At 55.9% G+C, this 11518-nt stretch carries 7 protein-coding genes and 2 pseudogenes; 7 read left to right on the top strand and 2 right to left on the bottom strand.

Annotated features, from left to right (window positions below):
* Positions 1–99 precede the first annotated feature (99 nt).
* Positions 100–908: pseudogene (locus tag Q0835_RS04095) on the bottom strand (transposase); the annotation flags it as partial.
* A 299-nt stretch (positions 909–1207) separates the two neighbouring features.
* On the bottom strand, positions 1208–2164 hold the full coding sequence (locus Q0835_RS04090; protein WP_298958573.1) for a LysR substrate-binding domain-containing protein: 957 nt from the start codon (positions 2162–2164) through the stop codon (positions 1208–1210).
* A 157-nt stretch (positions 2165–2321) separates the two neighbouring features.
* Here Q0835_RS04090 and chvE point away from each other — a divergent pair, with 157 nt between their 5' ends.
* From chvE to Q0835_RS04055, 7 genes and pseudogenes are all read left to right on the top strand, one after another.
* Positions 2322–3386: a multiple monosaccharide ABC transporter substrate-binding protein gene (gene chvE / locus Q0835_RS04085; RefSeq protein WP_298815611.1), complete on the top strand. Its 1065-nt coding sequence runs from the start codon at positions 2322–2324 to the stop codon at positions 3384–3386.
* 82 nt (positions 3387–3468) lie between these two features.
* Positions 3469–4983: a multiple monosaccharide ABC transporter ATP-binding protein gene (gene mmsA, locus Q0835_RS04080; RefSeq protein ID WP_298958571.1), complete on the top strand. Its 1515-nt coding sequence runs from the start codon at positions 3469–3471 to the stop codon at positions 4981–4983.
* A 12-nt stretch (positions 4984–4995) separates the two neighbouring features.
* Positions 4996–6240, top strand: coding sequence for a multiple monosaccharide ABC transporter permease (gene mmsB / locus Q0835_RS04075; protein ID WP_298815615.1), 1245 nt, complete (start codon positions 4996–4998; stop codon positions 6238–6240).
* 3 nt (positions 6241–6243) lie between these two features.
* Positions 6244–7239 carry an AraD1 family protein gene (gene araD1, locus Q0835_RS04070; protein WP_298958569.1) on the top strand — a complete coding sequence of 332 codons (996 nt, stop codon included), beginning with the start codon at positions 6244–6246 and terminating at the stop codon, positions 7237–7239.
* A gap of 3 nt (positions 7240–7242) precedes the next feature.
* Positions 7243–8985: an L-arabinonate dehydratase gene (gene araD, locus Q0835_RS04065; protein WP_298958568.1), complete on the top strand. Its 1743-nt coding sequence runs from the start codon at positions 7243–7245 to the stop codon at positions 8983–8985.
* Positions 8985–9909 (top strand): annotated as a pseudogene (locus tag Q0835_RS04060) (Gfo/Idh/MocA family oxidoreductase). The gene araD and the pseudogene Q0835_RS04060 overlap by 1 nt, the downstream one beginning before the upstream one ends.
* A gap of 26 nt (positions 9910–9935) precedes the next feature.
* On the top strand, positions 9936–11444 hold the full coding sequence (locus Q0835_RS04055; RefSeq protein ID WP_298958567.1) for an aldehyde dehydrogenase (NADP(+)): 1509 nt from the start codon (positions 9936–9938) through the stop codon (positions 11442–11444).
* Positions 11445–11518: the final 74 nt, after the last annotated feature.

Below are 11518 nucleotides of genomic sequence, written 5' to 3'. Positions count from 1 at the left end.
CATGCCCCCTTGCAGCAGGGGACAAGGCAATCTTCCATTCCTCCTTTCTCAATGCATTCCAGTCATATGCACCCCGGACCATCCGGGACGAGGCGCACTGTAGGTGAAGTCCGTTTGCCACATCTGGTTGATGGCTGTGGTCTTGTCCCGGAATTCATCCGCCGCCTTGATGACCACGAACGCCGGGCTGGTGATGAGATCATGGGCCTTGAGCAGCCGATACACAGAGGCCTCTGACACGAAGTACTGCTGCGTATCGGTGAACCGAACAGCCAGCTCTCGAGGTGAGAGTTCGGGTTCTGCTAATGCCAGGTCAACAATAAGCCCTCGAATATCATCCGGTATGCGGTTCCAAACCCTTGATGGCTTTGGAGAACGATCCTCCAAGGCTCCCGGACCACCTGTCAGATACTTGTCGTACCAGCGGTAGAATGTGGTGCGGGGGATACCGAGCGTATCGAGGGTCTGCTTGGCCGGGAGATGAGACTGCTCCACCAGCCGTATGATCTCAAGCTTCTCCGATGCGGGGTACCTCATTCGTCGTCGCCCCCATCCCCGATCATGCTTTTTTTGAGCAAACGGAGTTCCAGAGCCTGTTCGGCAACCACCTCTTTCAAATCACGCGCTTCACGCCGCAGATCCTGCACTTCACCTGTGTTGGCTTCCCGTGCCGTATCGCCAGCCAAACGCTTGCGGCCAGCTTCCATGAATTCCTTCGACCAGCTGTAATACTGGCTCTGGGCAATGCCTTCCTGGCGGCACAGCTCGGCTATGCTGTCTTCGCCGCGAAGGCCGGCAAGCACGATCCGTATCTTATCTTCAGAGGAATACCGTTTACGCGTCTTGCGGCGAATGTCCTTCACCGTGCGATCGGCTGCATCCCGATGACGCTCATTCTTCTGTCTCATGCTTCACTCCTGATCTGTGAAGATGAGCCAAAATCACTCCCTTAAGCAATCAGCCAATCTGGACCCATAGGTGCTGACGCGGAACAGTATTTCGAATAAATCTTTTTCGTTGAAATTTTGTTTTGAGCTTAACTTTCGCGAACCAAAAATGGTTGTGTTTCGGTTGTGATATCGGGGTGTTTTTGGGCGCTAGTTTTAAGAGATATGCGAGGCGGGCCTGAACCAGAAGTAGGTCGCCGATTTGACTTATCGGGCATCTGTTGCGGATCAACGTTTCAGATCAAACAGCGATGGAGTGCTCAGGGATACCTTTCTTGTCCGGTTACAGCTCGTAAAACCTCTCGGGCGACGATTTGGGCCGCCGGTGTCAGAACCTGGCCTTTCCGCATCAGGAATGAATAGGTCTGAACGGACAGCGATACGCTGCATTCCAAGATCGTTACCGTGCCAGGCGAGCCATCCGGCCGGGTCGCAAAGCTGTTTGCCACCGATCTTGCAACAGGTGCCACTGCGTTGGTCTGTTGCACGCTCGCGAGTGTGAACAGGAATGAGGAAGTTGTCAGAACACGAGACGGCAACGCCAAGCCTTTGTCGCGCAGTGCCTGTTCCGCAGTCGCCCTGATCGGCGACCCGACCGGTGGCAGTACCCAGTCGAAACCAAGAAAGGCCTCGAGCTCCAATGGAAACTGGCTGCGGGTGAGGGGATGCCCAATACGGCCGACCATAAGTGCAGGCTCGCGCAGCAGCGGCTTTTCCTCAAAGAGTGAAGGGTCCAGCTCTGCAGGTACACGGCTGAAAGAAAAGTCCAGCCGACCATCTTCAAGCATTGGCGCAAGCGTGTTGCTGGGCCCGACTTCGACAGAGATGGAGATGTCCGGGTAGCTGAGGCGTATGTGGCGCAGTGCAGGAAGCACATATTCGATGGCAGGCCCGGTCACCGAACCAATTGTGACATGGCCGCTCTGACCCGATTTGTGCTCTTCGATATCTCGCCCGGCATCCGCGAATTCCTGAAGGATGCGGACACAGCGTTCTGCGAGTTTGCGGCCAACATCCGTCAGCTCGATCCCACGTCCCGAACGTACATAGACCTCAGCCTCTGTAATCCGTTCGATTTCGGCAATGAGGCGAGAAGCGGCCGGTTGTGTCATGCCGAGCGCGATGGCGGCATCTGTTAGGCGTGACTGATTGGAGAGCTCCGACAACAGGCGCAAATGAGACATTTTCAGACCGCGTCGTAACAGATCCAGTGTCATTTGAAGGTTCACTCCAATACATATCTTTTCTGGTATGAGAGAATAACGAATAATAATTTGACGGTCATGTAATTTTTCTCACATCTACAAAGCCGGTCGTTCTTTTGGGGACCGAAACAGATTGTGGTCGGCTGGGATCCGGCCCGGGAGGAAAAAGATGCATTTCATTTCAAAGGCACTCGTCGCGGCAGCGGCTGCTGCTACCGTGATGTCCGGCGTTGCTCTGGCGCAGGATAAAGGGTCCATAGGTATCGCAATGCCGACCAAGTCTTCGGCGCGATGGATTTCCGACGGAAATTCGATGGTCGAACAGTTCACGGAGGCAGGCTATTCCGCTGATCTGCAATACGCTGAGGACGACATTCCGAACCAGCTGGCACAGATCGAAAACATGATCACCAAAGGTGTGGATGTGCTGGTGATCGCAGCAATCGACGGGACGACACTGTCCAATGCCCTTGAAAACGCCGCAGCGACCGGCATTAAAGTTATCGCTTATGACCGGCTGATCCGCGACAGTGGGGATGTCGACTACTATGCAACATTCGACAACTTCAAGGTCGGTGTTCAGCAAGCGACGTCTCTGGTTGGCGGCCTTAAAGAGCGTTTTGGCGATGGCCCCTATAATGTCGAACTTTTTGGCGGATCACCCGACGACAACAATGCCTATTTCTTCTACGACGGTGCCATGTCCGTTCTGCAGCCACTGATCGACGACGGCACGGTTGTTGTCCAGTCCGGACAGATGGGCATGGACACGGTCGGAACCCTGCGCTGGGACGGTGCTGTCGCGCAGGCCCGCATGGACAACTTGTTGTCCGCCCACTACACGGACAAGCCCCTGCACGGCGCGCTGAGCCCTTATGACGGCTTGTCGATCGGTATTCTGTCGTCGCTGAAAGGCGTCGGCTACGGTTCCGGCGATCAGCAAATGCCAATCGTGACCGGTCAGGACGCGGAAGTGCCTTCGGTGAAGTCCATTCTGGCAGGTGAGCAATACTCCACAGTCTTCAAAGACACCCGAGAACTTGCCCGCGTGACAGTCGGCATGGTGGATGCCTTGCTTGATGGCGGAGAGCCTGAAATCAACGACACAAAAACCTACGACAACGGTGTCAAGGTGGTGCCGTCTTATCTTCTGGAACCGGTCGCGGTCGATGCAGGAAATTGGGAAGATATTCTGATCGGCAGCGGCTACTACACCGAAGACCAGATCAAATAATCACCGGACGACACAGCAACCAGGTCGCCCGCGAGCTTGTGCTCGCGGGCGGGTTTGTCACGTAAGTTGGAGACCAGAGGCAATGGCACTCCTTTCCATGCAAAACATCAGCAAGACCTTTCCAGGCGTGAAGGCGCTCGACCAGGTCAGTCTCGACGTCCAGGCGGGTGAGATCCATGCGATCGTCGGGGAAAACGGTGCAGGGAAATCGACCCTGATGAAGGTGCTCTCTGGTGTTTATCCTCATGGCCAATATGACGGTGAGATCGTTTTTGGCGGGCAGCCGGCCCGGTTCGGGGGGATCTCCGACAGTGAAAAACAAGGCATCATCATCATCCATCAGGAACTGGCCCTGGTGCCCGAACTTTCCATCGCGGAAAACATCTTCCTCGGAAACGAGTGTGCTTCCAGGGGAGTGATTGACTGGCGCCGGACAAACAGACGGACCGAGGAGCTTCTCAAAAAAGTAGGACTGAGCGAAGCGCCCACCACCAAGGTTGACAACATCGGCGTTGGCAAGCAGCAGCTGGTTGAGATCGCCAAGGCTCTTTCCAAGGATGTGAAGTTGCTCATTCTGGACGAGCCGACTGCAGCGCTTCAGGAAAATGACAGCCGTAAACTGCTGGATCTGATGCTTGAGCTCAAGGCGCAGGGCGTGACGAGCATCATCATTTCGCACAAACTCAATGAAGTGCGTTATGTCGCCGACAGCGTAACTGTCATCCGCGATGGCCAGACGGTTTCAAATCTGGATGCAGCAGCGGGTCTTAGCGAGGACGAGATCGTTCGGGACATGGTCGGGCGGGACATGACCCATCGCTTTCCGGATCACGACCGAACGCCAGGAAAACGCCTTTTTGAAGTCAAGAACTGGAACGTCTGGCATCCCGAACATGCCGAACGCCAGATCATCAAAAACGCTTCGTTCAACGTTCGTGCCGGCGAAGTGGTCGGGATCGCCGGCCTGATGGGCTCCGGCCGTACAGAGCTCGCTATGTCGATATTCGGTCGCTCCTATGGACGGAATATTTCAGGATCTGTCGAGTTGCATGGCGGTGAGATCGACGTCAGTTCGGTCGACCGCGCCATCGCAGCGGGCATCTCTTATGTCACAGAAGACCGAAAGGCGCTGGGTCTGGTGCTGGATGAAACGATCCGTTTCAACACAACGCTCGCCAATCTGAAAGGCGTATCCACCGGGTCCATTTTGAAGCGCAACGAGGAAACCAGCATCGCTGAAAGGTATCGCGAAGTTCTGGCGATCCGTACGCCGTCGGTGTTTCAGAAAACGGTCAATTTGTCAGGAGGCAATCAGCAGAAGGTGGTTCTGGCGAAGTGGCTTTTCACATCGCCTGAGGTTCTGATCCTGGATGAACCGACCCGAGGCATAGATGTCGGCGCGAAATACGAGATCTACACGATCATCAACGACCTCGCGGCGGACGGAAAGGGCGTGCTGATGATCTCATCGGAAATGCCTGAACTGCTCGGCATGTGCGACCGAATTTACGTCATGAACGAAGGGGCTCTGGTGGGTGAACTCGACGCCGACCAGGCAAGCCAGGAGCGCATCATGTCGCTCATTGTCAACGAATAGCGAGCATTATCCATGGACTTGGCAAAAAACGATAGCCAATCGACAACGACGGTGGAAACCAAGGGTATCGGCGAATATCTGTCTTCTCATTTAAGACAGTATGGTTTGCTGTTCGCGCTGATCGCCGTGATGGTTTTCTTCCAGATCGTTACGGACGGCACATTATTGCGCGCAGTGAACATCACCAATCTGTTGCTGCAGAATTCCTACATCATCATCATGGCGCTCGGTATGCTGGTCGTGATCGTGTCCGGCAATATCGATCTTTCGGTGGGGTCTGTCATGGGGTTCATCGGTGCTCTTGCAGCCGTGATGATCGTCAACTTTGAGCAGCCCATTTTTCTTACCATTCTGACGTGTCTTGCCGCCGGCGGTCTTATTGGCGCGGCGCAAGGCTACTGGGTTGCCTATTGGAAGATCCCGTCCTTCATCGTCACACTCGCCGGAATGCTGGTGTTTCGGGGGCTGTCGCTCTGGCTCCTGCAGGGGCAGTCGGTCGGACCGTTTCCGAAGGAATTCCAGATCATCGCGACGGGGTTTGTGCCTGACGTTTTTCCGGCAGTCCTTGGTCAGGGACTGGCTGATCTGTTCGGAGCCCGGCAAGTCAATGTGCTGGCACTCACAACCGGGCTTGTTGCTGCAGCTCTTGTCGTTTGGCTTGGTCTGCGGCAGAGGGCGCAGAACAAGGTCTACGGCATTGAAGATGAGCCCAAGAGCTTCTTCATTGCGCGCAATGTCATTGTCGCCGCGGCACTCATTTTCGTGATGTACAAACTCTCCCTGTTCCGGGGGTTGCCAAACGTCTTGATCACGATGGGCGTTCTGACGATCATCTACGCCTTCATCACCGAAACCACCACTGTCGGACGGCGTATCTATGCGCTCGGAGGCAACCAGAAAGCGGCCAAACTGTCCGGTATCAAGACTGAACGGCTTACCTTTCTGGCCTTTACCAACATGGGCGTTCTGGCGGCAGCTGCAGGTCTGGTGTTTGCAGCGCGGCTCAACACGGCAACGCCCAAGGCAGGATTTGCACTGGAACTGGATGTGATTGCAGCGGTCTTTATCGGCGGCGCATCGATGTCTGGCGGGGTTGGCACCATCGTCGGGGCGGTCGTCGGCGCGTTTCTGATGGGTGTCCTCAACAACGGCATGTCGATCATGGGCATCGGGATTGATTATCAGCAGATGATCAAGGGCCTCGTACTGCTCGCTGCCGTCATCTTCGATGTCTACAACAAAAACAAGCAGGGATAGGTGATGCTGATATCGCAAATTAGGGACGATTCAGGTGAACTTGCCGTTGTCGTTCGGAACGGCAGCGAAGCCTCGATCCTGAAAGATGTGCCATCAAGTTACCACCTGGTGAAAGAAGCAATCAGCCGCGAGCAGAGCCTGACATCGTGTATCAGGTCACATGACCTTGGACCTGCTGTCGATCTTGAAAAGCTTGCGGAAGAAAACCGGCTGCTGCTGCCGATCCACCATCCGGACGCTGCGCACATGCATTTGACCGGTACGGGTTTGACGCACCTTGGGTCTGCGTCAACGCGCGATGCGATGCACAACAAGGTGAAAGAGGATCCCGACAACCTTACAGATTCCATGAAAATGTTTCACATGGGATTGGAAGCCGGACGTCCAATGCCGGGACACGTGGGTGTTCAACCCGAATGGTTCTACAAGGGCAATGGCAGCGCTGCCGTCGCGCCGGGGGCTGAACTGGTTAGCCCAGGCTTCAGCGAAGATGGTGGCGAGGAACCTGAAATTGCCGGCATATACGTGATTGCAGAAGACCGCACGCCTTACCGGGTCGGGTTTGCGCTCGCGAATGAATTCTCCGACCATGTGATGGAACGGCAGAACTACCTTTATCTGGCGCATTCCAAACTGCGACCTGCATCCTTCGGGCCGGAGCTGCTGGTCGGGTCATTGCCGGAAACGGTCCAGGGGACAAGCCGGATATTGCGGAACGGCAATGTCCTTTGGGAAAAACCGTTCCTGTCGGGTGAGGCGAACATGTCTCACTCGTTGGCCAATCTGGAACATCATCACTTCAAATATGAGCTGTTTTGTCAGCCTGGTGATGTTCATGTGCACATGTTCGGTACGGCAACGCTTTCATTTGCCGACGGTATTTCCTGCGAAGAAGGCGATGAAGTTGAGATTTCCGCGCCAGGTTTTGGCGTTCCCCTCAAAAACCGTCTTGCTTTTCGCGCGGACGAAAACGCAGCCACACTTGTGAAAGTTCTCTAGCCAATGGTTTTCCAACCCGCAAAGTGGCCGCGCAAACTGCGTTCGACCGAATGGTTCGGCGGCACGGGCCGCGATCACATCTATCACCGCAGTTGGATGAAAAATCAGGGCCTGCCTGATGACTTGTTCGATGGCCGTCCCGTGATCGGCATCTGCAATACCTGGTCGCAATTGACACCCTGCAACGCGCATTTGCGGGATCTGGCAGAACGGGTCAAACACGGGATTTACGAAGCTGGAGGGTTTCCTGTCGAATTTCCGGTCTTTTCGACAGGCGAAAGCACTCTGCGCCCGACGGCCATGATGTTCCGCAATCTTGCCAGCATGGACGTCGAAGAGGCCATCCGCGGTGCGCCGTTGGATGGGGTCGTCTTGCTTGTGGGGTGCGACAAGACCACTCCGTCACTGATGATGGGGGCGGCGTCTGTCGACCTGCCGGCCATTGTGGTCACCGGTGGCCCCATGCTGAACGGCTGGTTCCAGGGAGAGCGGGTCGGATCAGGAACACATTTGTGGAAGTATTCAGAAGCCGTCAAAGCAGGGGAGATGACACAGGAGGAGTTTCTCGAAGCAGAAACGGCTATGAGCCGCTCTCCGGGAACATGCAACACTATGGGAACGGCATCCTCCATGGCCTCCATGACGGAAGCTCTCGGTATGGCCTTGTCTGGCAATGCGGCGATCCCTGCTGTCGACAGCCGTCGCCGGGTGATGGCGCATTTGTCCGGTCGCCGCATCGTACAAATGGTGAAAGACGATCTGAAACCGTCGGACATCCTGACACGAGAAGCCTTTGAAAACGCGATCCGCACCAATGGCGCAATAGGGGGGTCAACCAACGCGGTGATCCATCTGCTTGCCATTGCCGGACGTGTTGGTCTGGATTTGTCGCTTGAGGATTGGGATCGTTTCGGCAAGGACATTCCGACGATCGTCAACCTGATGCCGTCCGGCAAATACCTGATGGAGGAGTTCTTCTATGCAGGTGGTCTCCCCGTCGTCCTCAAGCGTCTTGGTGATGCAGACCTGCTAAACAAGGAGGCAATAACAGTTGCCGGCGAACCGATTTGGAACCAGGTGAAAGACGCCCGAAACTGGAATGAAGACGTCATCCTGCCGGTTGACCGCGCCCTTACATCGCAAGGCGGTATTGCCGTTCTGAAAGGCAATCTGGCCCCAAGCGGTGCGGTCCTTAAACCTTCCGCAGCATCTCCGCACCTGATGCAGCACAGAGGCAGGGCCGTGGTGTTTGAAGACATTGATGACTACAAGGCAAAGATAAACGACGAAGCCCTCGACATCGATGAAACGTGTATCATGGTTCTCAAGAATTGCGGCCCAAAGGGCTATCCCGGTATGTCCGAGGTCGGCAACATGGGGCTTCCCCCTAAGGTTCTGAAAAAAGGAATTACGGATATGGTGCGCATATCCGACGCCCGCATGTCCGGGACGGCTTATGGAACAGTCGTGCTGCATACGTCGCCCGAAGCTGCCGCCGGAGGCCCGCTTGCCGTCGTTCGCTCAGGCGACATGATCGAACTGGATGTTCCAAACCGTCGATTGCATCTGGACATATCCGAGGTTGAGCTAGTAGACAGGTTGGCCGCTTGGACACCGTCGCACCATGTCCCGGAAAGCGGCTACGCCCGCCTGTTTCACGACCATGTCGAAGGGGCAGACACAGGCGCTGACTTTGATTTTCTGAGAGGTTGCCGCGGTTCCGCGGTGCCAAAGGACTCCCACTGATGGCAGAAAAACTGGCGCTGGTTGGCATTGGCAAGATTGCCCGGGACCAGCATATTCCGGCAATCGAGAACAATCCGGACTGGTCGCTGCAAGCTGCGGTCAGCAGGCATGCCTCCATTGATGGCCTTGATAACTTCGAAACGCTTGACGAGCTGCTGGACCGCAGGCCCGACATCACCACGATCTCTCCTGGCCATTCCGCCTCAGCCTCGTTTTGAGTACGCGGCCAAGGCGCTGCATGCAGGCAAGAATGTGATGCTGGAAAAGCCTCCTGGACAAAGCCTTGCCGAGTGCTTCACGCTCGAGAACCTGGCGAAGGAACAAGGGGTTTCGATTTTCGCGACATGGCATTCACGCTATTCCGATTGTGTACCGGACTTGAAGTCCTGGCTGTCGAACCGCGTCATCCGAAAACTGATGATTACCTGGAAAGAAGATGTCCGCCGCTGGCATCCAGGTCAGGAGTGGATCTGGGAGCCGGGTGGCATGGGGGTGTTCGATCCTGGCATCAATGCCTTGTCGATCCTGACTGAAATCTTGCCGTATCCTGTTCATTTGAGCGAAGCCGCACTTGAATTTCCGGAGAACAGGTCGACACCAATTGCAGCGGACCTGACCTTCGTCGACCCCACCGGCGCAGACATGCGCGCAGTTTTCGACTGGAGAGAAGACGGGCCGCAGGCCTGGGATATCGATGTGGAGACCGACCAGGGAAGTGCAAAGCTTTCAGATGGCGGTGCAAAGCTCGAAATTGACGGCACATTGGTGAAACAAGGCGCGGACCACGAATATGCCAATCTCTATGCCCGCATGGCAGAACTGATCAGACACGGTAACAGTGATATGGATCTTTACCCTATGATCCATGTCTGCGATGCGTTTTCACTGGGCCGCAGGCTCACCACTGACGCCTTTCACTATTGATCAGTTACAAAACCAAAAGGTTTGACATGACTTTTATGCCTCACGGAAAGCAACTCGTTGCAGGTCAATGGGTTGGGAGCGACGCTTCGTTCCTGTCTCAGCCCGCGCAGGGGACACCTCATAGCTATTCCACAGGTACGGTTGCTCAGGTGGATGCGGCTTGCCGCGCGGCTGAGGAAGCGTTCTGGACCTTCGGATATTCCTCGCGTGAGGACAGGGCCAAGTTTCTGAATGCAATTGCAGATGAAATCGAAGTGCGGGCCGAAGCCATCACCGAGATCGGGACATCCGAAACTGGGCTGCCTGAAGCGCGCCTCAATGGGGAGCGTGGCCGCACAACGGGTCAGCTTCGTTTGTTCGCCGCACATATTCTCAAAGGTGATTACCTGGATCAGCACCACGACGAGGCGCTTCCAGACCGTCAACCCTTGCCGCGCCCTGACCTGAAACTGGTGCAAAGACCGATCGGGCCGGTCGCGGTTTTCGGTGCATCCAATTTCCCTCTGGCCTTTTCGACTGCGGGTGGCGACACGGCATCTGCGTTTGCAGCAGGTTGTCCCGTTGTGGTCAGGGGCCATCCGGCGCATCCGGGTACGGGTGAAATTGTCGCTGAGGCGATTTCGGCTGCGGTCAAATCGTGCGGCCTGCATCCTGGCGTGTTTTCCTTTATCCAGGGAGACGGCTACGAAGTCGGGCAGGCGCTGGTGCAGCACCCGTTGATCAGTGCTGTCGGTTTCACAGGTTCCTTGCGGGGTGGCCGCGCGTTGTTTGATCTTTGCGCGCAGCGCCCGGTTCCAATCCCGTTCTTCGGTGAACTGGGATCTGTCAATCCGATGTTCCTGCTGCCCGCGGCACTTTCGGGCAAAGGTGAGGCCATCGCAAAGGGATGGGCGGGGTCGCTGACCATGGGAGCAGGTCAATTCTGCACCAATCCGGGTCTTGTCATCCTTGTTGACGGTCCTGATGCCGATTCTTTCGTCGAAGTTGCGGCTGCGGCTCTAAATGAGGTTGGCAAGCAAACCATGTTGACGGATGGAATCGCGGCAGCCTTCCGGTCAGGCAGTCAGCTTGTTGCCGGTACCACCGGCGTTCGGGAGTTGATGGGTACCAGCTGTGATGCCCGGGAAGCTTCTCCCTATCTTTTTGAAACGACAGGTGAAGCCTGGCTGGAAAACGAACAGCTCGGGGAAGAGGTTTTCGGCCCGCTCGGCATTGTCGTGCGCGTGAAAGATGACGCGCAGATGGTTGAGATCGCCAAGAGCCTCGATGGTCAGCTGACCTGCACGCTGCATTTGGAAGAGGGGGACACCGCGCTTGCACGCACGTTGATGCCAGTCCTTGAACGCAAGGCGGGCCGTGTCCTGGCAAACGGGTTTCCAACAGGTGTTGAGGTCGCTGATGCCATGGTTCATGGCGGTCCATATCCGGCATCGACGAACTTCGGTGCGACTTCGGTTGGCACGCTGGCAATTCGCAGGTTCCTGCGGCCGGTTTGCTATCAGAACCTGCCCGGCACGCTGCTGCCGGAAAGCTGATCCAAACGTCTAAATTTCAGAAAAAAACGCCCGAGACACGCGTGCTCGGGCGCTTTTTGTGGAACGTTGGCAGC

Origin of the sequence: uncultured Roseibium sp. (assembly GCF_947499295.1) — a bacterium.
Taxonomy (GTDB): Bacteria; Pseudomonadota; Alphaproteobacteria; order Rhizobiales; family Stappiaceae; genus Roseibium.
This window is presented reverse-complemented; position numbering and strand designations above follow the sequence as displayed.